Here is a 22,283-nt window from a genome sequence, read left to right as displayed (position 1 = left end):
GCTCCCTACCCGGCACGCCGCCGCCCTCCAAGCCCTCGACGAGGTCGGCGCCTGCCTCGATGTGGGGACCGCCGTACGCTGGGCGGATGGTGCGGGTGATCGTGGCCGGTGGCGGGGGCGGGGACGCTGTGGGCGCCGCCGTGATCGATCGGGCGCTGTACGGGACGGATGACCCGGCCGTGGTGCTGACCTACGCCTGGGACCGGCTGCTCGTCGATCCCGTCCCCGGGCCCCGGGGGGCGGGCGGTTTCACCGGACTGCGGCGGCTGACGTCCAGCGTGTACGCCGTGCCCGCCGAGGCGGTGCCCACGCCGCCGGGTGGGTCCACGCTTCCTCGCCTCGCCGGGGAGCTGGCGCACACGTTCGCGCTGATCGATCCGCACCATGGGGTCGCGGGCATGGTCCGGCAGGTCGAGGAGCTGATCGGGCATCTGGCCCCGACGTCGGTCGATCTTCTGGACGTGGGGGGCGACATCCTGTCGCGGGGGGACGAGCCGACGCTGCAGAGTCCGTTGGGGGATGCGCTGTCGCTTGCCGTGTGGGCGCAGGCCGGGGTCCCGGTGCGGCTGCTGGTGGCGGGGCCGGGGCTGGATGGGGAGCTTCCGGTGGAGGTGCTGCGGGAGCGGCTGGGGGCGGTGGTGCACCGGCTCAGCGCCGAGGATGTCGCGCTGATCGGCGAGGTCATGGAGTGGCATCCGTCGGAGGCCACCGGCATGCTCATGGCGACGGCGCGGGGGGTGCGGGGGCTGTGCGAGGTGCGGGACGCGGGGCTGGCGGTCCCGCTCACCGATGAGGGACCCGTCGTCCACGAGGCCGATCTGGAGGCCGCCTTCCGTCGCAACCGGCTTGCCCAGGCCATCGCCGGCACGACCAGCCTCGCCGAGGCCGAGCGGCACTGCCGCGCGATCTGCGGCTATTCGGAGATCGACTACGAGCGCGAGAAGGCCGCCGGCCTCAGGGACGTCGGGGACGCGGCTGCGTTCGATCCCGGCGCCGTACTCCAGGGGCTGACCCGCTTCGCGGCCAAGGCCCGGGGGCGCGGGGTCACGCACACCACCTTCCGTCATCTCACCGAGGTGCTCGGCCTCGACGGGAGCCACCGCACCGCGCTGCGCGGGTTGCTGATCGGGAGTCATCCGGATCAGTACGACGCACCGCTGTGGCGACTGTGATCCCCCGGATGGCGTATAGTTGATCTCGCAACGCCGCCCCGAGGGGCGGAAGTCGATGCGTCGGTCGTCTAAGGAAAGATACTCGTCTCCAAACGAGGGATGTAGGTGCAAGGCCTGCTCGGCGCTCCAGTGAAGATCCCCCTCCCGCCTCCGGGAGGGGGATTTTTTCGTACCCCGTCACTCCGACGGCATCGGCGTGGCGCTCGGCGGGCGGCCGCCCGGGTGGCGGTGGCGCCAGATCCAGAAGACGGCGGTGGAGACCAGGGCCCAGCCGGCCAGCACGAGGAAGGGGAAGGCGTGCTGGTGGTGGCGGAAGTAGACGGCCGTGTGCTGGGCGTTGACGGAGGCGCCGTTGGGGAGCCAGCGGCCGATCGTCCCGAGGAGGGAGGGCAGCAGGGGCCAGGAGACCGCTCCGCCCGATGAGGGGTTGCCGAGGAGCACCATCAGGCCCCAGGTGGGGATGAGCGCCCAGCGTCCGAACAGGACGTTGAACATGGAGAAGACCATCCCCGAGGTGAACATGGTCAGCGCGAGGATCCCCCACGATTCGGCGAACGGCAGATCGAGCGCGCCCAGCCCCCAGTCGACGACCGCCGCGATGGTGAAGCCGCCGAGCAGTGCGTAGGCGAGGGTGAAGGCGATCCGCTCGGCCGGGTTGAGTCCGCGCGCGTTCACGTTCAGCTGGATGGCACCGATGAAGCCGATGATCACCGCGGCGAGCGAGATGTAGAAGATCGCGAGGCCGCGCGGGTCGCCCCTCTGCAGGGGGTTCACGTCCCGCACGGTGACCGGCACCCGGACCGCCCGCCCCACCTTGGTCGCGGCCGAGGTCAGCACCTCGGCGACCGTGGCGCCCGAGGCCGAGGAGATGTCCATCCGGACGCCGTGGTCGCGGGTGCGCAGCACCGCGAAGACCCGCTGCTCCTCGATGGCCCACCGGGCCTTGGCGTACGAGGGGTAGGGGTGCAGCCGGAGGGAGGCGTCCAGGGCCTTCTCCATTCCGGCGATGAACGCCTTCTCGGGGGCGCGGCCGAGGTCGGCGGTCACGACGGCGATGGGGATCCGGTGCGGGGTGGGGTTGGCGAAGGCATAGGTGTACGAGCCGGCGAAGAGCCCCGCGGCCGCCGCGATGATCAACGTGATGACGGTCGCGGGGAAGAAGGGGGAGTCTCTGAAGCCCGACCACCGGGCCGACCACCGGGATCGATGCTCAGCCGCCGCTCCGCCCTCGTCCTCAGCCATGGGGTCACGCTAAAACGCATATCCCGGACATACCGCGCGACGCGGCCCGGACGGAAATGGTTCGCCAGTCGTTTTGCCGAGGTGAGATCCTGGGATCCGTATGTCCACGACGCCTGCCCCCGCCCTGCCCGCCCTGCTGGAGCGGCTGCCCGAGCTCATGCTGCGTGACCAGCAGCGGCTGGGGCGCCGACTCGACGGCGCGCGCCGGATCCGTAAGCCCGAGGCCCGTGCGGCCGTGCTCGGCGAGATCGCCGAGGAGATCGAGCGTGCCGACCTGCGGGTCGCGGATCGCCGCGCCGCCGTGCCGGCCATCACCTATCCGGAAGAGCTGCCGGTCAGCCAGAAGAGGGACGACATCCTGGCGGCCATCCGCGATCACCAGGTGGTGATCGTCGCGGGTGAGACCGGCTCCGGGAAGACGACCCAGATCCCCAAGATCTGTCTGGAACTGGGCCGCGGCGTCAAGGGGCTGATCGGCCATACCCAGCCCCGCCGGATCGCCGCCCGCACCGTCGCCGAGCGCATCGCCGACGAGATGAGGACACCACTGGGCGAGTCCGTCGGCTGGAAGGTCCGCTTCACCGATCAGGTGAGCCAGGACACCCATATCAAGCTGATGACCGACGGCATTCTGCTCGCGGAGATCCAGACCGACCGCGAGCTGCGCCAGTACGACACGATCATCATCGACGAGGCCCATGAGCGCAGCCTCAACATCGACTTCCTGCTCGGCTATCTGGCGCAGCTGCTGCCCCGCCGTCCCGATCTGAAGATCGTGATCACCTCCGCGACCATCGACCCCGAGCGCTTCTCCCGCCATTTCGGCGACGCGCCGATCGTCGAGGTGAGCGGCCGTACGTACCCGGTGGAGGTCCGGTACCGGCCGCTGCTGGAGGAGGGCGGTGAGGACAGCGACCGCGACCAGATCACCGCCATCTGTGACGCGGTCGACGAGCTGCAAGCCGAGGGGCCGGGCGACATCCTGGTCTTTCTCTCCGGGGAGCGGGAGATCCGCGACACGGCCGACGCGCTGAACAAGAAGAAGCTGAGATCGACCGAGGTGCTGCCGCTGTACGCGCGGCTGTCGCACGCCGAGCAGCACCGGGTCTTCCAGCGCCACGCCGGCCGCCGGATCGTGCTGGCGACGAACGTCGCCGAGACCTCGCTGACCGTCCCCGGCATCCGGTACGTGATCGACCCGGGCACCGCCCGGATCTCCCGCTACAGCCATCGCACCAAGGTGCAGCGGCTACCGATCGAGCCGGTCTCGCAGGCCAGCGCCAATCAGCGCAAGGGCCGCTGCGGCCGGACCAGCGACGGCATCTGTATCCGGCTGTACTCCGAGGACGACTTCCTCACCCGCCCGGAGTTCACGGACGCGGAGATCCTCCGGACGAACCTGGCCTCCGTCATCCTCCAGATGACCGCCGCCGGACTCGGTGACATCGAGAAGTTCCCGTTCATCGACCCGCCGGACCGCCGCAACATCAAGGACGGCGTCCAGCTCCTGGAGGAGCTGCACGCCCTCGACAGCAAGCAGAAGGATCCGCGGAAGCGGCTCACCCAGGTCGGGCGGAAGCTGGCGCAGCTGCCGGTGGATCCGCGGCTGGCCCGGATGGTGCTGGAGGCGGACCGCAACGGCTGTGCGCGCGAGGTCATGGTGATCGCGGCGGCGCTGTCCATCCAGGACCCGCGCGAGCGCCCCTCGGACAAGCAGCAGCAGGCGGATCAGCAGCACGCGCGCTTCAAGGACGAGTCCAGCGACTTCCTGGCCTTCCTCAACCTGTGGAAGTACATCAGGGAGCGGCAGAAGGAGCTGTCGTCGTCCGCGTTCCGCCGCATGTGCCGCAATGAGTTCCTGAACTACCTGCGCATACGCGAATGGCAGGACATCTACAGCCAGCTGCGCGCGGTCGCCAAGACCATGGACATCCACATGTCCGAGCAGGACGCGGCGCCGGATCACATCCATACGTCGCTGCTGGCCGGGCTGCTGTCCCATGTGGGCCTGAAGAACGTCGGGGGGGAGGGCGGGAAAGACGGTGCGAAGAACGAGTACGTGGGCGCGCGCAGCGCGAAGTTCGCGGTCTTCCCCGGCTCGGCGCTCTTCAAGAAGCCGCCGCGCTGGGTGATGTCCGCGGAGCTCGTCGAGACCTCCCGGCTGTGGGCGCGGGTCAACGCGAAGATCGAGCCGGAGTGGATCGAGCCGCTCGCCCAGCATCTGGTCAAGCGCACTTACAGCGAGCCGCACTGGGAGCAGAAGCAGGCGGCGGTGATGGCCTACGAGCGCGTCACGCTCTACGGCGTGCCCATCGTCGCCCAGCGGAAGGTCAACTACGGCCGGATCGACCCGGAGACCAGCCGCGATCTGTTCATCCGCAATGCCCTGGTCGAGGGCGACTGGCGCACCCACCACCAGTTCTTCCACGACAACCGCAAGCTGCTCGGCGAGGTCGAGGAGCTGGAGCACCGCGCGCGGCGCCGCGACATCCTCGTGGACGACGAGACGCTCTTCGACTTCTACGATCAGCGGCTGCCCGAGCATGTCGTGTCCGGGGCCCACTTCGACTCGTGGTGGAAGCACAAGCGCCGCGAGGAGCCGGAGCTTCTCAACTTCGAGAAGTCGATGCTCATCAATGAGCGGGCCCAGGGCGTCACCAAGGACGCCTATCCGGACTCCTGGCGCCAGGAGAAGCTCAAGTTCAAGGTGACCTATCAATTCGAGCCGGGCGCGGACGCGGACGGCGTGACCGTCCACATCCCGCTCCAGGTGCTCAATCAGGTCACCCCGGAGGGCTTCGACTGGCAGATCCCTGGGCTGCGCGAGGATCTGGTCACCGAGCTCATCCGCTCGCTGCCAAAGCCGATCCGGCGCAATTACGTCCCGGCGCCGAACTACGCGAAGCGCTTCCTGGAAAGCGCTGTCCCCCTCCAGGAGCCGCTGACAGCGGCGCTCGGCCGCGAGCTCCAGCGGATGGTGGGCGTGCGGATCGAGCCGGAGGACTGGGATCTGTCGAAGGTCCCCGACCACCTCAAGATCACCTTCCGGGTGGTCGACGAGCGGCGCCGCAAGCTCGCCGAGGACAAGGATCTGGAGGCGCTCAAGCAGCGGCTGAAGCCCAAGACGCGGGCGGCGATCTCCAAGGCCTTCGAGAGCTCGAAGGAGTCCGCGGGCATCGAGCAGCGCCGCGGGCTGACCCGGTGGACGATCGGGACGCTGCCGCGCACCTTCGAGACGCGCCGCGGCGGCCAGCCGGTCAAGGCGTATCCGGCACTGGTCGACGAGGGCGCGTCGGTGGCGGTACGGCTCTTCGACACCGAGGCCGAGCAGCGGCAGGCGATGTGGCAGGGCACCCGCCGGCTGATCCTGCTCCAGCTTCCCTCCAACCCGGCGAAGTTCGCCCAGGGCAAGCTCTCCAACCAGGCGAAGCTGGCGCTGTCCAGCAGCCCGCACGGAAGCGTCCAGGCACTTTTCGAGGACTGTGTGGCGGCGGCGGCCGACCGGCTGATCGCGGCCCGCGGCGGCCCGGCGTGGGACGAGGAGTCGTTCCGCAAGCTCTTCGACGCCGTGCGCGCCGACATCACGGACGCGACGATGGACGCCATACGGAAGGTCCAGGAGGTGCTGGCGGCGTGGCAGTCGTGCGAGCGCCGGCTGAAGAGCCCGCCACTGTCGACGAGCGCCGCCCTGCTGCCGTCGCTCACCGACGTCAAGGAGCAGCTGGCGGAGCTCATCACGCCGGGCTTCGTGACCGCGCACGGGGTGCGCCGCCTCCCGGACCTCATGCGCTATCTGGTGGCCGTGGACCGGCGGCTGCAGCAGCTGCCGGGCAACTCCGAGCGGGACCGCACCCGGATGGCGAAGGTGCGGGAGATGCGGGACGAGTACGCCTGGCTGCTGGAGCAGTTCCCGGCGGGCCGGCCAGTGCCCCGGGAGGCGCTGGAGATCCGCTGGATGCTCGAGGAGCTGCGGGTCAGCTACTTCGCGCACGCGCTCGGCACGGCCTACCCGGTCTCGGACAAGCGCATCGTGAAGGCCATTGACGCGGCGGCCCCCTAGGAGCGTGTCCCAGTAACCGGCAACTGTCCGGGCAGTCGTGATCGGCGGGACCGGGCGTGATGGCTCTCGCCTCCGGGTGCTCGGGAGCGTCGCGTCGTTGGTTCGTGGCTCGGCGGGGGCATGGTGGTCCGGTGGTATGCCCGGTTGGTCAGCCGGTCGCGGCGGCCGGAGCGGCGCTCCCGAAGTGTCGGAAGATCTTGAGGAGGTTGTGGCAGGCGGCCAGCAGCTGCCATTCGCCGCCGGCGCCGTCCTGGCCCCGCACCAGGAGTTGGCGGCCGTTCTGGCAGGTCATGATCTGGCCGAAGACGGGTTCGACGATGGCCTTGCGGCGAGCGTAGGCGGCCCCCGCCCGCGGCCGTCCGCGGGCGGGGCTCCCCCGCGCCCGCTGCCCCAGGGGCTCCCCCGCGCCTTCCGAGGGTTCTTCAGGGGAGCCGGGGCCGGCATCCGCGGAGTGTGTGGGGCAGACCCATGCCCCAGCGCGGATGAGAAGCGACCACGCCGACGACTTCGCGAGGCCCTGCCGACAACGGCGGGCCCCGCGCCGCCGCCTTGCCCGGCCCCTCGCCCCCCACCCCGCCCGCGGCCGTCCGCGGGCGGGGCTCCCCCGCGCCCGCTGCCCCAGGGGCTTCCGGGGGCTTCCCAGGGCTCTTCAGGGGAGCCGGGGCCGGCATCCCCGGGAAGCTTTCCCGGGGCGTCAGCAGCCCGGCGGGTCCCCACCGGGCGCGAGTTCGACCAGAGCCCCTGACCTGCTGTACAGTCTGGGACGCAAGCGCACAACAGCGCGGCGCAGCACAGCGAAGCTGTAGGGCGTCACTGTTGGTCCTGTGGAGCAGTTTGGAGTGCTCGCCACCCTGTCAAGGTGGAGGCCGCGGGTTCAAATCCCGTCAGGACCGCATCATTTGAAGGCCCGGATCCCATGGATCCGGGCCTTCGGCGTCTTCCGGCGTCTTGACCGCGACCCTCACCCAGAGGTACGCAGGCCAGTAAAGGTGTGCGTGGCGGTACGCGGGAGGTGCGGCGTATGACGGCGTTCGCGAAGCATGAGACCAGGGCGTTGCTGCGCGCCCATCTGGCGGCCGCCACGGGCTATCGCCACTTCACCCGGCACTGCCCGATCTGCCATCGGCTGCTGCGGCTGGCGATGGAGCCGTCGGAAGCCGACGGCGGCCACGAGGCGCTTGACGGGGCGATCCCGGAGGCGATCGAGGAGACGGTCGAGGACCGGCGGCCCTCCGCGTAGCGGCTCGCAGCAGCCAACTCAGCAAGCCCTTACCGCAGTTGCCCTCTACCGCAGTTGCCGGGTGGAGGACAAGCGCTGAGCGGTGTGACGGGAGTCACCGAATGTGTTTCCGGAGTGAGGGAAGTTACGCCCCGCTCGCCATCGGTCAATTTAATATGTGCAATTGCACCCTCTGTCCCACGCCACCCCGGAGCCGTTTCCGGACCGCTCCCACTGGCCCGAATGCATGCCTTCACGGGCGCTTGGCGGCGCTTGCCGGCACCCTCCGAGCCGCCCGCCACGGAGCCATGGACGGGGGTCGTGGAGGCATAAAAAGATCGCGCTGGACCCGGCGGAGTCCAGCGCGATCGACGACGCACCATGTCGAGCGGTGAGAGGGCCTGTTGGGGCAGGCGCCCGTCGTGTGGAGCCATACAGGCGAATGCCGGGCTGGGGAGCCCGGAAATGCCTGGTTATGCGGTTGTTCAGGCTTCGCTGCGCTGCTGCGGGATGCCCGCGAGAAGCGCACGGACCTCCGCTTCGCGGTAGCGCCGATGCCCTCCGAGCGTGCGGATGGACGTGAGCTTGCCTGCTTTTGCCCAGCGGGTGACCGTCTTCGGGTCCACGCGGAACATCGTGGCAACCTCAGCCGGGGTCAGCAGCGGCTCGGCATCAGGGGTGCGAGCGGTCATGAGCGGCCTCCTCGGGAGAACCGAACCATCACGGTTCTTTCCTCTAAATTCTGCACCTTGACCCGCGTTGCCCGAAATGGCGGACGCGGGCCGAGTCGGTTATAGGACGAACGGCTTGTCCTCGGCACTACAACTACACCATCTGTCCAGCCCCGTCGGCCAAACCGACGGAATTGCCCTCTCAGGTGTTCAACCTCGACGGAAGCCGATGGACCATGCCATAACGGACAGTCACGCAGCCGTGACGATCAGTCACAACAGGATCAGGGGTCACCAGATCCACCAAGGAGTGCAATACCGATGAATCCGCCCTTACTTGGGCGGAAGGAGTCCCTCCCGGACTCCTTGTCCTATTTTGACACGAGGGTGGGGGATTGCCGCAAGGCCCGAAGTCAGTGCTTTAGGTCACGATTGAGGCAATGGCCCGGATCGGGACCTACGTCCCCTGCGCTCCCCCACCGGCCGCCCGGCACCGGACCGGCTCACGCTCCGCTCGCGCCCTGGGCGCGCTCAGCTCGCGTTCTGCCGCCCGCGCACCTCGCTCCACCGGTCGGTCAGCCGCTCGTACGCGGCACCCGCCCGATCCCCGTCCCCGTCGCGCAGCGCGGCGAGACCCTCCGCCACATCCGCGGCCGAGTGATCATCTTCCAGCATCCCCGCGGACACCGCGTGCACCAGGCCCCCGTAGTCCAGCTCGACCAGCGACCGCGGATGGAACTCCTCCAGCCACCGGCCGACGTCGACCAGCCCGTCGATCAGCGGCCCCTCGCCGAGGGATTCCCTGAGCACCTTAAGGCCACGCGCCACCCGCCGCCTGGCCTGGACCATTGGCGTGCGGTAACGGAGGACGAGCCCCTCCTCACCCTTGGTGTACTCGCGCTCGTCGTCCGAGAAGAGCACGAACCAGCGCACCGGCACATGCCAGGTCGCCGAACGGATCCACGGCCGGGCGTCCGGGTTGCGCTCCAGCCACCGTTCGTAGTCGGAAGCGGCCTGCCGGCGCACCACCGGGGGCAGCGCGGCGTCCAGAAGGGGGCCGGGAAGCAGCTCGGACAGCTCCTCCAGGGCCAACCAGCCCCGCAGCCGGGTCCGCCACGGACAGACGCAGGTGACGCCGTCCACGACCGCCACGAAGGCGTCGGCGCTCTCGTGCACGGGGACCGGCACCGGTGGCACCGGCAGGAGATCGGCCAGCGAGCGGCGGAGCTCGTCCTGCGCGCCCGGGATGTCTTCGCGCTTGGCATAGCGCGCCCAGTGCGAGCGTTCCGGCTCCGGAAACGCGGCCAGCGGCTCATAGACCCGGAGATACGTCGCGTACGGGACAATCACCGAAGACGCCAAGGTCACACGCGCTCCCTCAAGGCTGAGACCACCGCCAGGAGTTGCCTTACCCCCGGATGACCGCATCGTCCCATGCCTGTCCTGCGGACTCGGCGGGGACATGGCCGATCCGGCGGGGCCCCAGGGCTTACCCTCTTGCCCAACGGCCCTCCCCACCTGCCAGGAGGGCGTCTACCCCGACCTATGGGAGTCACCACCGTGACCGACGTACGTCACACCGTCAGCGCCGACGGTCCGACGGTAAGTCGCGTGCCTAACCCTCTCTCACCTCTCACGACGCTGTTCCGCTCCGACCTGGGCGGACATGAGCGGGTCCTGCTGTGCCAGGACCGGGAGAGCGGTCTGAAGGCCGTCATCGCCGTCCACTCGACCGCCCTGGGCCCCGCGCTCGGCGGCACCCGCTTCCACGCCTACAGCTCCGAGGAACACCCTGAGGACGCGGCGGTCCTCGACGCGCTCAACCTCGCGCGCGGCATGTCGTACAAGAACGCGCTGGCCGGGCTCGACCACGGCGGCGGCAAGGCCGTGATCCTCGGCGATCCCGAAGAGATCAAGAGCGAGAAGCTGCTGCTGGCCTACGGACGCTTCGTGGCCTCCCTCGGTGGCAGCTACGTCACCGCCTGCGACGTCGGCACCTATGTGGCCGACATGGACGTCATCGCCCGCGAGTGCCCCTGGACGACCGGCCGCTCCCCCGAGAACGGCGGCGCCGGCGACTCCTCCGTGCTGACCGCCTACGGCGTCTTCCAGGGCATGCGGGCCAGCGCCCAGGCGTCCTGGGGCGCGCCCACGCTGCGCGGACGCCGGGTCGGCATCGCGGGCGTCGGCAAGGTGGGCCACCACCTCGTGGAGCATCTGCTGGAGGACGGCGCCGAGGTCGTGGTCACGGATGTGCGCACCGAGTCGGTCGACCGCGTGCTCTCCCGCCACCCGCGGATCCAGGCCGTCCCGGACACCGACGCGCTGATCCGCGCCGACCTGGACGTCTACGCCCCGTGTGCGCTCGGCGGCGCGCTCGACGACGACACGGTGTCCGTGCTGACCGCGAAGGTGGTGTGCGGGGCGGCCAACAATCAGCTGGCCCACCCGGGCGTCGAGAAGGACCTCGCCGACCGCGGGATCCTCTACGCGCCGGACTACGTCGTGAACGCCGGTGGTGTGATCCAGGTCGCCGATGAGCTGCACGGTTTCGACTTCGACCGGGCCAAGGCCAAGGCGGCCAAGATCTTCGATACGACTTTGGCCATATTCGACCGGGCCAAGACCGATGGCATTCCGCCCGCCGCGGCCGCCGACCGGCTGGCCGAGCACCGGATGGCGGAGGGCCACGACAGCGTCTGAGCGCGCCTGAGCGCGTCTGAGAGGCGCTGAGCACCGCCCCGGCCTCATCCGTGCGGGCCCTTGCTCGACGGGGCCCGCACGGGGCTGTGAGGAGCCAGTGGGGAGCCATCAAAGCCCATTGGGGAGAGATCCCTCACGGCCTGTCGGCGGGTCGGCGCCCAGGACACGTTAAAATCGCAGATGACCAGCGAGGAAAGGGCTCCTCGCGGGTCCTGCCGCGTGGCACGTCGTGTGGGCGACGTACCGTATGGCCACAGAAGCAGGTACGGTTGAAGCCCTACGGACCGGACTCTCTCAGGGGAGTCCGCTCCGACTCATGAACGTGAACGCGTGTCAAGACTCTGGGGCCGTCGAGCCCCGTCGTTGAGGGGGTCGAGCCATGGGGCGCGGCCGGGCCAAGGCCAAGCAGACGAAGGTCGCCCGCCAGCTGAAGTACAACAGCGGTGGGACGGACCTCTCACGCCTGGCCGAGGAGCTGGGCGCATCGACATCGAGCCAGCCGCCGAATGGCGAGCCGTTCGAGGACGATGAGCTGGACGATGACCCGTACGCACAGTACGCGGATCTGTACAACGACGATGAGGACGAGGACGACGAACAGTCGGATCCGTCCCCGCAGCGTCGCCGCGCCTGAACCAATCGTTCGAGGCGCTCGGCTTTTCGCCGCATCTCCGCCGGTCCGGGGCACCGCCTCGGACCGGCTTCTGTGCTGCCTCCGCCCGCCGCGCGGTCGGCTCAGCCCGCGTAGTCACCGGTCAGCGTCACCGCTTCGGTGTCCTGCTCCGTACGCTCGGTGATCTCGCCGCTGACCCAGGCGTCCACGCCCCGGTCGGCGAGTGTGGTGAGCGCCACGTCGACCGACTCGCCCGGTACGACCGCCATCATGCCGACGCCCATGTTCAGCGTCTTCTCCAGCTCCAGCCGGTCGACCGAACCGGTCTCGCCCACCAGCTGGAAGATCGCGCCGGGAGCCCAGGTCGAGCGGTCGACCACCGCGCGCAGGCCGTCGGGGACGACCCGGGCCAGATTGTTGGCGAGCCCGCCGCCGGTGATGTGCGAGAAGGCGTGCACCTCGGTCGTCCGGGTCAGGGCCAGGCAGTCCAGCGCATAGATCCGGGTCGGCTCCAGCAGCTCCTCCCCCAGCGTCCGGCCGAGCTCCGGAACCTCCCGGTCCAGCGACCAGCCGGCCCGGTCGAAGAGCACATGCCGTACGAGTGAGTACCCGTTCGAGTGAAGTCCGGACGAGGCCATGGCGATCACCGCATCACCCGTTCGGATGCGATCGGGGCCCAGCAGCCGATCGGCCTCGACCACGCCCGTACCGGCCCCGGCCACATCGAAGTCGTCGGCGGCCAGCAGCCCCGGATGCTCGGCGGTCTCGCCGCCGACCAGCGCGCAGCCGGCCAGGGTGCACCCCTCGGCGATGCCCTTGACGATCGCCGCGACCCGCTCCGGGTAGACCTTGCCGACGCAGATGTAGTCGGTCATGAACAGCGGCTCGGCGCCGCAGACGACCAGATCGTCCACGACCATGCCGACCAGATCGCGGCCGATGGTGTCGTACACGCCCATCCGCCGTGCGATGTCCACCTTGGTGCCCACGCCATCGGTGGCGGAGGCCAGCAGCGGCCGCTGGTAGCGGGCCAGCGCGGAGGCGTCGAAGAGCCCGGCGAAGCCGCCGATCCCGCCCACGACCTCGGGGCGGCCGGCCTTCTTCACCCACTCCTTCATCAGCTCGACGGCGCGGTCGCCCGCCTCGATGTCGACGCCCGCGGCGGCGTAGGTGGACCCGGACTCGGACATGACGTTGAGATCTTTCGTATCGGGGATGACAGGCGGGAGGGCCTGTAAGGACCTACGGGCGGCGCAGTGCGTCGGCGCCGCCGACACCAGCGGTCAGCGTCTTCACGCCGTCGGCGTCGCTGCTGCTCGGGGCCCGTGTCTCGGACTCCAGGAGGTGCTTGCCGAGCAGCTCGGGATCGGGCAGATCCATCGGGTACTCGCCGTCGAAGCACGCGCGGCACAGGTTCGGCTTGGCGATCGTGGTCGCCTCGATCATGCCGTCGGTGGAGATGTACGCGAGCGAGTCGGCGCCCAGCGACTTGCCGATCTCCTCGACCGACAGACCGTTGGCGATCAGCTCGGCGCGGGTCGCGAAATCTATGCCGAAGAAGCAGGGCCACTTGATGGGCGGGCTGCTGATCCGGATGTGCACCTCGGCCGCCCCGGCCTCACGGAGCATCCGCACCAGGGCACGCTGGGTGTTGCCGCGGACGATCGAGTCGTCCACGACCACCAGGCGCTTGCCCCGGATGACCTCCTTGAGGGGGTTCAGCTTGAGCCGGATGCCGAGCTGCCGGATGGTCTGCGAGGGCTGGATGAAGGTCCGGCCCACATAGCTGTTCTTGACCAGCCCGACGCCGTACGGAATCCCGCTGGCCTCCGCGTACCCGACGGCGGCGGGGGTGCCGGACTCCGGCGTCGCTATGACGAGGTCGGCGTCCGCCGGGGCCTCCTTGGCCAGCCGGCGGCCCATCGCGACCCGGGAGAGGTAGACGTTACGGCCCGCGATATCGGTGTCCGGGCGGGCCAGATACACGTACTCGAAGACACAGCCCTTGGGGCGGGCCGCGGCGAACGTGGTCGAGCGCAGCCCGTCCTCGTCGATCGCGACCATCTCGCCGGGCTCGATCTCCCGGATGAAGGAGGCGCCCACGATGTCCAGCGCCGCGGTCTCCGACGCCACCACCCAGCCGCGCTCCAGGCGGCCGAGCACCAGCGGACGGACGCCCTGGGGGTCACGCGCCGCGTACAGCGTGTGCTCGTCCATGAAGACGAGGCTGAAAGCGCCCTTGACCTTGGGCAGCACGATGGGGGCCGCCTGCTCGACGGTCAGCGGCTTGCCGTCCTCGTCGACCTGGCCCGCGAGAAGGGCCGTGACCAGGTCGGTGTCGTTGGTCGCCGCGACCTGGGTGGCCCGCCCGTTGTCCCTCGGCAGGGCCGCGACCATCTCCGCCAGCTCGGCGGTGTTGACCAGGTTCCCGTTGTGACCCAGCGCGATCGATCCGTGCGCTGTCGCCCGGAATGTCGGCTGCGCGTTCTCCCACACCGAGGCTCCGGTGGTGGAGTAGCGGGCATGGCCCACCGCGATATGGCCCAGGAGCGAGCCGAGGGAGGTCTCGTCGAAAACCTGCGAGACCAGGCCCATGTCCTTGAAAACGAGAATCTGCGAGCCGTTGCTCACCGCGATGCCCGCGGACTCCTGTCCACGGTGCTGCAGCGCGTACAGCCCGAAATAGGTGAGTTTGGCGACCTCTTCGCCCGGCGCCCAGACTCCGAAGACGCCGCAAGCGTCCTGGGGGCCCTTCTCGCCGGGGAGCAGGTCGTGGCTGAGTCGTCCGTCACCACGTGGCACGGCATCGAGTCTAGGCCAGTTCCGGGGCACCTCCGAACGAGGGACGGGCGCGGGGAGATACATCACATTCGCCGGGACTCCGGGTGAGCGTCGGCGGCCCCCTGCGACCGGCCTTACGACCGGCCTTACGACCGGCTTTTCGGGCGAGGGCGGGGGCGCGTCAATGGGGCACGGATCACATCGGGGGGTGCGGTGGGATCGGGGGCGCCTGCGGCGGACGGAGCCCCCACCCCGCCCCTCCCCGCAGCATCCGATGCGGCTCCGCCGCGTGGAAGGGACTCCGCCCCCGCACCCCCACCGGCTCCCGCCTTCGGGGCTCCGCCCCCGCACCCCCACCGGCTCCGCCCGGACCCCCGCCTTCGGGACTCCGCCCACGCACCCCCGCTGGGGGCATCGCTTCAGGTCAGCGCCTCGCAAGCCCTATTAGTCACCGGCATTGGGGCTAGGTGAGGACCGGGAGGTGGGGGCCGAGGTCGGCTCGGTCGCCGCTGGCCGTCAGTTGGGCCGATTTCAGGGCTTCGGGCCAGGTCAGGCGGCCCGTGGCGAGGCGGATCCAGGGGAGGGGGGCCGTTTCGATGACGTTTGGGGGTGTGCCGCGGGTGTGTTTGGGGCCCTCTACGCACTGGACGACGGCGAACGGGGGGACGCGGACCTCGACCGAGCCGCCCGGGGCCTTGGCCGCGAGGGCGTCGGCGAGGACGCGGGTCGTGGTGGCCAGGGCCTGACGGTCGTACGGGATCTCCGCGCCGGTGGCGGCCGCCAGGTCGTCGGTGTGGACGATCAGCTCGACACAGCGCGTGACGAGGTAATCGTCGAGCCGCATCGCCCCGACGCGCGTGGCCAGCAGGCGGTCGCCGGGGGCCGTGGCGGCCGGCTCCGCGAAGCGGGTCTCGGCCTGCTCCAGCAGTTCGCCCGGGGCCGCGCTCGCGGCGAGGGCGCGGGTGTCCTCGTCAATGTCCGCGGCACGCGCGGCGGTCGCGCCCGTCCAGCCGGTGACGGTGACGACGGGCTCCCGCGAGGGCGGCGCGGGCTGTTCCAGGAGGTGGGCGACGGACCGTACGGCCATCGTCACATGGGCGATGAGCTCGCGGACCGTCCAGTCGCCGAGCCGGGTCGGCGCGCCCAGTCGCTCCTCGTCCAGCTCCTTCACCGCGTCCCTGACGTGCCGCAGCTGCGCGGTCACGGCGGCGCGGGTCTTGGCGGGGTCGTACATGCGGGCGCGGGGGCGAGGGGGCATGGGCCGAGCTTACTCAGGGGCCATGAGGCCTCCGCGCGACAGCACGCGGACCCCGTCAGACCATGGAAGAGAACGGTATCTATCGGTACGAAAGGTGTGAATCGTCATGGGCGAGCACCCGGACTGTGCCCTGGTGCGCCGCGCTTTCGAGACGTTCATCCGGGGCGATCTGAACACCCTGTCCACGATGATGACCTCGGACGTCGTCCACCATGTGCCCGGCACCAACTCGTTGTCCGGCACCCACAAGGGCCTGGACTCCGTCATCCGGCTGTACCGCGATTGGGGCAGGCCGGACGGCAGCAGCAAAGGGATCGAACCCGAGTCGTTCACGGCCGATGGCCAGGGCCATGTGATCTTCGCTTACCGCTACACCGCGAGGAAAGCGGACGGCAGCCGCAGCTTCGCCATGAAGGGCGCGCAGTTCATCACCCTGATCGGCGGAAAGATCTCCGACATCGAGGAATGCGTCGAGGACCTCGACGCCTTCGACGCGTACTGGCTGGGGTGACCGGCCGGGCGTACGGCCCCGCCGCCCCCTGAGCCTGAGGGAGGGCGGGGCCGCGTCCGTCAGGCGAGCAGGCCCGGGATGGTGGCCTCGTAGGCCTCCCGGAGCTCCCCGAGCGGGAGGGAGAACTGCCCCTGGACGTCGATCTCGTCGCCGTCGATCACGCCGATACGGACCGCCGGGAGACCCCGCGCCCCGCACATGTCGTTGAAGCGGATCTCCTCGCTGCGCGGAACGGCGACGATCGCCCGGCCCGCGGACTCGGAGAACAGCAGCACGAAGGGGTCCACACCGTCGGGGACGACGATCCGGGCGCCCTTGCCGCCGCGCAGACACGACTCGACGAGCGCCTGGATCAGGCCACCGTCGGACAGGTCGTGCGCCGCGTCCACCATGCCGTCGCGGGAGGCCGAGATCAGGATCTCGGCGAGCAGCCGCTCGCGCTCCAGGTCGACCTTGGGCGGCAGTCCGCCCAGATGGTCGTGGATGACCTGCGACCAGGCGGAGCCGCCGAGCTCCTCGGCGGTGTCGCCGAGGAGGTAGAGCAGCCCGCCCTCCTCCGCGAAGGCGATCGGGGTGCGGCGGGCGACGTCGTCGATCACGCCGAGGACGGCGACGACGGGCGTCGGGTGGATGGCGGTGTCCCCGGTCTGGTTGTACAGGGAGACATTGCCGCCGGTCACCGGGGTGCCGAGCTGACGGCAGCCGTCCGCCAGGCCTCGCGTGGCCTCCGCGAACTGCCACATCACGGCCGGGTCCTCCGGCGAGCCGAAGTTGAGGCAGTCGGAGATCGCGAGCGGCTTGGCGCCGGACGCGGCCACATTGCGGTACGCCTCGGCGAGCGCGAGCTGCGCCCCCGTGTAGGGGTCGAGCTTGGCGTACCGGCCATTGCCATCGGTGGCGACGGCGACGCCGAGCCCCGTCTCCTCGTCGATCCGGACCATGCCGGAGTCCTCGGGCTGGGCGAGCACCGTGTTGCCCTGGACGAAGCGGTCGTACTGGTCGGTGATCCAGGACTTGGATGCCTGGTTCGGGGACGAGACCACCTTCAGCACCTGTTCGCGCAGCTCGGCGCCGGTGGCCGGGCGCGGCAGCTTGTTGGCGTCGTCGGCCTGCAGGGTGTCCTGCCAGTCGGGGCGGGCGTACGGACGCTCGTAGACCGGGCCCTCGTGGGCGACGGTGCGCGGCGGGACGTCGACGATCTGCTCGCCGTGCCAGAAGATCTCCAGCCGCTCGCCGTCGGTCACCTCACCGATCACGGTGGCGATGACGTCCCACTTCTCGCAGATCTCCAGGAAGCGGTCGGCCTTCTCCGGCTTCACGATCGCGCACATGCGTTCCTGCGACTCGCTCATGAGGATTTCCTCGGGCGAGAGGGTCGCGTCACGCAGCGGCACGGTGTCGAGCTCGACGCGCATACCGCCGGAGCCGGCCGAGGCCAGCTCGCTGGTGGCGCAGGACAGGCCGGCGCCACCGAGGTCCTGGATGCCCTCGACCAGGTCCTCCTTGAAGATCTCCAGGGTGCACTCGATGAGCAGCTTCTCCTGGAAGGGGTCGCCGACCTGGACGGCGGGGCGCTTGGTGGGCTTCGAGTCGTCGAAGGTCTCCGAGGCCAGCACGGAGACGCCGCCGATGCCGTCGCCGCCGGTACGGGCGCCGTAGAGGATGACCTTGTTGCCGGCGCCGGACGCCTTGGCGAGGTGGATGTCCTCATGCTTCATCACGCCCACGCACAGGGCGTTGACCAGCGGGTTTCCCTGGTAGCAGGGGTCGAAGACGACCTCGCCGCCGATGTTGGGCAGGCCCAGGCAGTTGCCGTAGCCGCCGACGCCCGCGACGACGCCGGGCAGCACCCGCTTGGTGTCGGGGTGGTCGGCGGCGCCGAAGCGCAGCGGGTCCATGACGGCGACCGGGCGGGCGCCCATGGCGAGGATGTCGCGAACGATGCCGCCGACGCCGGTGGCCGCGCCCTGGTAGGGCTCGATGTACGAGGGGTGGTTGTGCGACTCGACCTTGAAGGTGACCGCGTACCCCTGGCCGACGTCGACCACGCCCGCGTTCTCACCGATGCCGACGAGCAGGGCGTCGGTCTCCGGGGCCTTCTCGCCGAACTGCCGCAGATGGACCTTGCTCGACTTGTACGAGCAGTGCTCGGACCACATGACGGAGTACATGGCGAGCTCGGCGCCGGTGGGCCGGCGGCCCAGGATGGCGTGGATGCGCTCGTACTCGTCCTGCTTGAGACCGAGCTCGGCCCAGGGCTGTTCGGTGTCCGGGGTCTGGGCCGCGTGCTTGGTGGTGTCCAGGGTCATGCGCTGACCAGCCTCTTGAGAATCGAGGTGAAGAATCCGAGACCGTCGGTGCGACCGGTGCCGGTCAGCGGTTCGACGGCGTGCTCGGGGTGGGGCATGAGGCCGACGACATTGCCCGCCGCATTGGAGATTCCGGCGATGTCGCGGAGCGAACCGTTGGGGTTCAGCTCTTGATAGCGGAACACGACACGGCCCTCGGCCTCGAGTTCATCGAGGACCCGTTCATCGGCGACGTAGCGGCCGTCGATGTTCTTCAGCGGGATGTTGATCTCCTGGCCCTGCTCATACGAGCGGGTCCAGGCGGTCTCCGCGTTTTCCACTCGCAACTTCTGGTCGCGGCAGATGAAGTGCAGATGGTTGTTCCGCAGCATCGCGCCGGGGAGCAGATGGGTCTCGGTGAGAACCTGGAAGCCATTGCAGATGCCAAGCACCGGCATACCGGCCTTCGCCTGGTCGATCACCGACTCCATTACCGGAGAGAAGCGGGAGATCGCCCCGGCCCGGAGATAGTCGCCATAGGAGAAGCCACCCGGCAGGATCACCGCGTCGACCTGCTTGAGGTCCTTGTCACGGTGCCACAGCGGTACGGCTTCGAGTCCCGCGGTGCGGACCGCGCGCTGGGTGTCGCGGTCGTCGAGCGTGCCGGGGAATGTGATGACTCCGACGCGTGCGGTCACGATTCCGCCTTCACGGCGGCGGTGCCGGCACCCTCGCCGACCTCGACCTTCACGGAGAAGTCCTCGATCACGGTGTTGGCGAGGAAGGTCTGAGCGATCTCATGGATACGGGCGAGGGCGGCATCGTCGACCGGTCCCTCCACCTCGAGTTCAAAGCGCTTGCCCTGACGGACGTCGGCGATCCCCTCGAAACCGAGGCGGGGCAGTGCTCGCTGCACCGCCTGGCCCTGGGGGTCGAGGATCTCCGGCTTGAGCATGACGTCGACTACGACGCGTGCCACTGGCACTCCCGGTGGTGTGGTGCTGGTGCGTAAGGCGGTGACGCAAGCCTACCCCGCGGCAAAATCTACGCGAGTAGATACGGGCGCCTTCGGTCACGTTTAAGCATCGTCGGGGGCAACTGCTGGGGGAAACCCCCGGAAAAACGTATGGTCCCGATTGCGGCGTGACACGCGGATGGAATTAACGGGGTTCCCAATGCATTGCCGGTCGCTGTACAAATGAAAAAGCATTGTTCGCTACAACTGGACACCTGACATCGACGCACGTCAACGCATCGATGCCAGGGCGAAAGGACCGATATCCGTGGCGCAGCGCGTAGTAGTCACGCTCTCTGACGACATCGACGGAGGCGAAGCCGAGGAGACGGTCGCGTTCGGACTGGACGGCAAGGCGTACGAGATCGACCTCACCGCAGAGAATGCGTCGAAACTGCGGGATGTACTCGCGCCCTACGTGGAGGCCGGCCGCAAGCGGTCCCGCTCGGGCAAGGCGTACCGCCGCACCTCCGTCGCCCCGGACCCGGCCGCGGTGCGCGCCTGGGCGCGGTCGCGCGGCATGGAGGTGCCGCCGCGGGGCCGAATCCCCAAGAAGGTCTACGAGGCGTTCAACGAGGCGAGCTGAGCTACCCGTTCGGCCGAGTTGCACAGCACCCCGGGTGATCCGCTAGAGTCTGCAGCACGCCGAGGGGCGAGGCCGAAAGGCCGAAACCCTGCGGAAGACACCATGCGGGTGTAGCTCAGTAGTAGAGCGCCCCCTTTCCAAGGGGGAGGCGCAGTGTGCGATCCCTGTCACCCGCTCTCATCGCCTACCGCGTCCACCCCCGGATGGATCAGGTAGAGTGATGCACGCGCCGATCGGTGAAAGCCGGTCGGAGGCATGCGGACGTGGCTCAGTTGGTAGAGCATCACCTTGCCAAGGTGAGGGTCGCGAGTTCGAATCTCGTCGTCCGCTCCAGCGAAAATCTGAGGCCGCCGGTCAAATCGACCGGCGGCCTCAGGCGTTTTCCCACCGTCGCCCACCTGCTTCCGCACGATCAGCTCCGATGACATTTGTCATCGCGGCCGGTGACAGCTCGCACTACCTGCCCGGCCCGGGCGGCGAAAGCCTTGAGTCATGGATGCCGTCGACAGCGCGACCAAGGTAAGTGAACCGCGGCGCAGATACGGGCCCTCGGGAGCCCAGGGCTTCGACGCGGTACGGGGCGTCTCCTTCTCGGTGGCGCGCGGGGAGCTGTTCGCCCTGCTGGGCACGAACGGCGCGGCAAGACCTCCACCGTGGAGCTGCTGGAGGGGCTGGCCCTCCCGACCGGCGGGAGGGTGTGTGTGCTCGGTCACGACCCCTACCGGGAGCGGGCGAAGGTGCGGCCGCGGATCGGGGTGATGCTCCAGGAGGGCGGCTTCCCGACCGAGCTGACGGCCGCCGAGACCGCGCGGATGTGGGCGGGGTGCACCAGCGGCGCCCGGCCCGTCGAGGAGAGCCGCCGGACGGGGTGGGCGTCGCCGCCGCGCTCCGGTCCGAGCTGCCCGGCTGCCGCACCGTGATCGTGACCAGCCATGGCAAGCCCGGCCATCTCAAGCGCGCGCTGGAGGCGGGGGTCCGGGGATTCGTCCCGAAGACGGCGTCGGCGCAACGGCTCGCCGAGTGATCCGCACGGTGCACAGCGGACGGCGCTATGTGGATCCGGATCTGGCGGCCGACGCGATCAGCGCGGGGGATTCCCCGCTGACCGCGCGCGAGGCCGAACTGCTGGACCTGGCGGCCGACGGCGCGTCCACATCGCGGAAATCGCCCAGCGGGCCGGACTCTCCCAGGGAACGGTGCGCAACTGTCTGTCGTCGGCCGCCATGAAGCTGTCGGCGGAAAACCGCCATGCCGCCGCGCGGATCGCCCGGGAGCACGGCTGGCTTTGAGGGGTGGCCGCGGGGTTGGCCCGGCGCGGGATACGGAATAGCACGTACGTTCGGCAGCTCGTTTACCCTGGACGCATGCCCCCGTACTTCCAGGGCTCGCTCTTCGACCAGACCGACGACATCCGGCTCGGCCCGCTGCGCGGCGTGCGCAGGACCGTGCTGGGCGACGGCGCCTGGATCGATGTGCTGCCCGGGTGGCTGAGCGGGGCCGACGCCCTGTTCGTGCGGCTCGCCGCCGATGTGCCCTGGCGGGCGGAGCGGCGCCAGATGTACGAGCAGGTGGTGGCCGTGCCGCGGCTGCTCTCCTTCTACGGCGCCAAGGACCCGCTGCCGCACCCCGTCCTGGATCAGGCACGCGCCACACTTTCCACGCACTACGCCCCCGAGCTGGGCGAACCGTTCACCACGGCCGGGCTCTGCTACTACCGGGACGGCCGCGACAGCGTGGCCTGGCACGGCGACCGGATCGGCCGGGGAGCTCGCGAGGACACGATGGTGGCCATCCTGTCCGTGGGCGCCCCGCGCGACCTCGTGCTGCGGCCGCGGCGCGGTGGGGCCACCGTGCGGCGGCCGGTCGGGCACGGCGATCTGATCGTGATGGGCGGCTCCTGCCAGCGGACCTGGGAGCATGCGATCCCGAAGACCAGACGGGCGGCGGGGCCGCGGATCAGCATTCAGTTCCGGCCGGACAACGTCGCCTGATGGCGAGAACCGGGCTCGCGCGGGCACCGAGGTAGTTCGCCCGTCGCGCGTTTGGTTATAGTGGATGCGCGCTGCGGGAAATCCGCGGCGCATGCGGACGTAGCTCAGTTGGTAGAGCGCAACCTTGCCAAGGTTGAGGTCGCGAGTTCGAGCCTCGTCGTCCGCTCGATAAA

At 69.7% G+C, this 22,283-nt stretch carries 17 protein-coding genes, 5 tRNA genes and 3 pseudogenes; 15 read left to right on the top strand and 10 right to left on the bottom strand.

Going from position 1 to position 22,283, the window contains the following annotated elements; translation table 11 throughout:
* Window positions 1-86: 86 nt before the first annotated feature.
* Entirely contained in the window at window positions 87-1,172 is a 1,086-nt protein-coding gene (locus ABZU99_RS33020) for a DUF1152 domain-containing protein (protein WP_356048035.1), read from the top strand.
* A gap of 57 nt (window positions 1,173-1,229) precedes the next feature.
* Window positions 1,230-1,301 (top strand) — tRNA-OTHER (locus ABZU99_RS33015).
* Between the two features lie 48 nt (window positions 1,302-1,349).
* On the opposite strand, the gene ABZU99_RS33010 is transcribed toward ABZU99_RS33015, so the two are convergent.
* A complete protein-coding gene (locus ABZU99_RS33010; RefSeq protein WP_355948609.1) occupies window positions 1,350-2,414 on the bottom strand; it encodes an ABC transporter permease in 1,065 nt (354 codons plus the stop codon).
* Window positions 2,415-2,514: 100 nt separating this feature from the next.
* Between ABZU99_RS33010 and hrpA the strand changes: the two genes are divergently transcribed.
* Window positions 2,515-6,474 (top strand): ATP-dependent RNA helicase HrpA, encoded by a 3,960-nt coding sequence (gene hrpA, locus ABZU99_RS33005; protein WP_356048032.1) that lies wholly within the window; start codon window positions 2,515-2,517, stop codon window positions 6,472-6,474.
* 148 nt (window positions 6,475-6,622) lie between these two features.
* On the opposite strand, the pseudogene ABZU99_RS33000 reads toward hrpA, so the two are convergent.
* Window positions 6,623-6,814 (bottom strand): annotated as a pseudogene (locus tag ABZU99_RS33000) (transposase); the annotation flags it as partial.
* A gap of 478 nt (window positions 6,815-7,292) precedes the next feature.
* Between ABZU99_RS33000 and ABZU99_RS32995 the strand changes: the two are divergent.
* Window positions 7,293-7,367, top strand: a tRNA-Asp gene (locus ABZU99_RS32995).
* 128 nt (window positions 7,368-7,495) lie between these two features.
* Window positions 7,496-7,714 carry a DUF6274 family protein gene (locus ABZU99_RS32990; protein ID WP_355948603.1) on the top strand — a complete coding sequence of 73 codons (219 nt, stop codon included), beginning with the start codon at window positions 7,496-7,498 and terminating at the stop codon, window positions 7,712-7,714.
* Window positions 7,715-8,178: 464 nt separating this feature from the next.
* On the opposite strand, the gene bldC is transcribed toward ABZU99_RS32990, so the two are convergent.
* The gene (bldC, locus tag ABZU99_RS32985; RefSeq protein WP_003949541.1) at window positions 8,179-8,385 is read right to left on the bottom strand and encodes a developmental transcriptional regulator BldC; all 207 of its coding nucleotides are present in this window, start codon (window positions 8,383-8,385) and stop codon (window positions 8,179-8,181) included.
* Window positions 8,386-8,895: 510 nt separating this feature from the next.
* Window positions 8,896-9,732, bottom strand: a complete 837-nt coding sequence (locus ABZU99_RS32980; RefSeq protein WP_356048030.1) for a hypothetical protein — start codon at window positions 9,730-9,732, stop codon at window positions 8,896-8,898.
* A gap of 177 nt (window positions 9,733-9,909) precedes the next feature.
* On the opposite strand from ABZU99_RS32980, the gene ABZU99_RS32975 reads away from it, so the two are divergent.
* Window positions 9,910-11,067 carry a Glu/Leu/Phe/Val dehydrogenase dimerization domain-containing protein gene (locus tag ABZU99_RS32975; protein WP_355948599.1) on the top strand — a complete coding sequence of 386 codons (1,158 nt, stop codon included), beginning with the start codon at window positions 9,910-9,912 and terminating at the stop codon, window positions 11,065-11,067.
* Between the two features lie 379 nt (window positions 11,068-11,446).
* Window positions 11,447-11,701, top strand: coding sequence for a DUF3073 domain-containing protein (locus tag ABZU99_RS32970; protein WP_176181587.1), 255 nt, complete (start codon window positions 11,447-11,449; stop codon window positions 11,699-11,701).
* Between the two features lie 101 nt (window positions 11,702-11,802).
* Here ABZU99_RS32970 and purM read toward each other — a convergent pair whose 3' ends face one another.
* The 3 genes from purM to ABZU99_RS32955 all read right to left on the bottom strand — a co-directional run bounded on the left by purM (window position 11,803) and on the right by ABZU99_RS32955 (window position 15,719).
* A complete protein-coding gene (gene purM / locus ABZU99_RS32965) occupies window positions 11,803-12,870 on the bottom strand; it encodes a phosphoribosylformylglycinamidine cyclo-ligase (RefSeq protein ID WP_355948595.1) in 1,068 nt (355 codons plus the stop codon).
* A gap of 52 nt (window positions 12,871-12,922) precedes the next feature.
* Entirely contained in the window at window positions 12,923-14,482 is a 1,560-nt protein-coding gene (gene purF / locus ABZU99_RS32960; RefSeq protein WP_356048028.1) for an amidophosphoribosyltransferase, read from the bottom strand.
* Window positions 14,483-14,924: 442 nt separating this feature from the next.
* On the bottom strand, window positions 14,925-15,719 hold the full coding sequence (locus ABZU99_RS32955; protein WP_356048026.1) for a sterol carrier family protein: 795 nt from the start codon (window positions 15,717-15,719) through the stop codon (window positions 14,925-14,927).
* Between the two features lie 106 nt (window positions 15,720-15,825).
* Here ABZU99_RS32955 and ABZU99_RS32950 point away from each other — a divergent pair, with 106 nt between their 5' ends.
* A complete protein-coding gene (locus tag ABZU99_RS32950; protein WP_355948586.1) occupies window positions 15,826-16,230 on the top strand; it encodes a nuclear transport factor 2 family protein in 405 nt (134 codons plus the stop codon).
* A 59-nt stretch (window positions 16,231-16,289) separates the two neighbouring features.
* Here ABZU99_RS32950 and purL read toward each other — a convergent pair whose 3' ends face one another.
* The 3 genes from purL to purS are packed head-to-tail and all read right to left on the bottom strand — an operon-like array spanning window position 16,290 to window position 19,497.
* Window positions 16,290-18,539 (bottom strand): phosphoribosylformylglycinamidine synthase subunit PurL, encoded by a 2,250-nt coding sequence (gene purL / locus ABZU99_RS32945; protein ID WP_355948584.1) that lies wholly within the window; start codon window positions 18,537-18,539, stop codon window positions 16,290-16,292.
* Window positions 18,536-19,216, bottom strand: coding sequence for a phosphoribosylformylglycinamidine synthase subunit PurQ (gene purQ, locus ABZU99_RS32940; RefSeq protein ID WP_355948582.1), 681 nt, complete (start codon window positions 19,214-19,216; stop codon window positions 18,536-18,538). Before purQ ends, purL begins: the two co-directional genes overlap by 4 nt.
* A complete protein-coding gene (purS, locus tag ABZU99_RS32935; protein ID WP_355948579.1) occupies window positions 19,213-19,497 on the bottom strand; it encodes a phosphoribosylformylglycinamidine synthase subunit PurS in 285 nt (94 codons plus the stop codon). Before purS ends, purQ begins: the two co-directional genes overlap by 4 nt.
* Before the next feature lie 304 nt (window positions 19,498-19,801).
* On the opposite strand from purS, the gene ABZU99_RS32930 reads away from it, so the two are divergent.
* From ABZU99_RS32930 to ABZU99_RS32900, 7 genes and pseudogenes are all read left to right on the top strand, one after another.
* Window positions 19,802-20,119, top strand: a complete 318-nt coding sequence (locus ABZU99_RS32930) for an Lsr2 family protein (protein WP_355948575.1) — start codon at window positions 19,802-19,804, stop codon at window positions 20,117-20,119.
* A gap of 104 nt (window positions 20,120-20,223) precedes the next feature.
* A tRNA-Gly gene (locus ABZU99_RS32925) sits at window positions 20,224-20,295 on the top strand.
* Between the two features lie 81 nt (window positions 20,296-20,376).
* Window positions 20,377-20,452 (top strand) — tRNA-Gly (locus ABZU99_RS32920).
* 159 nt (window positions 20,453-20,611) lie between these two features.
* Window positions 20,612-20,976: pseudogene (locus ABZU99_RS32915) on the top strand (ATP-binding cassette domain-containing protein); the annotation flags it as partial.
* A gap of 5 nt (window positions 20,977-20,981) precedes the next feature.
* Window positions 20,982-21,408: pseudogene (locus tag ABZU99_RS32910) on the top strand (response regulator transcription factor); the annotation flags it as partial.
* Window positions 21,409-21,483: 75 nt separating this feature from the next.
* A complete protein-coding gene (locus tag ABZU99_RS32905) occupies window positions 21,484-22,110 on the top strand; it encodes an alpha-ketoglutarate-dependent dioxygenase AlkB (protein WP_355948572.1) in 627 nt (208 codons plus the stop codon).
* A gap of 93 nt (window positions 22,111-22,203) precedes the next feature.
* Window positions 22,204-22,276, top strand: a tRNA-Gly gene (locus ABZU99_RS32900).
* The last annotated feature ends 7 nt before the right edge of the window (window positions 22,277-22,283 follow it).

Origin of the sequence: Streptomyces sp. NPDC005266 (assembly GCF_040607655.1) — a bacterium.
In the GTDB taxonomy this organism is placed as follows: Bacteria; Actinomycetota; Actinomycetes; order Streptomycetales; family Streptomycetaceae; genus Streptomyces.
Note: the sequence above shows the minus strand (reverse complement) of the source record. Positions and strands in the feature narration are given on the sequence as shown.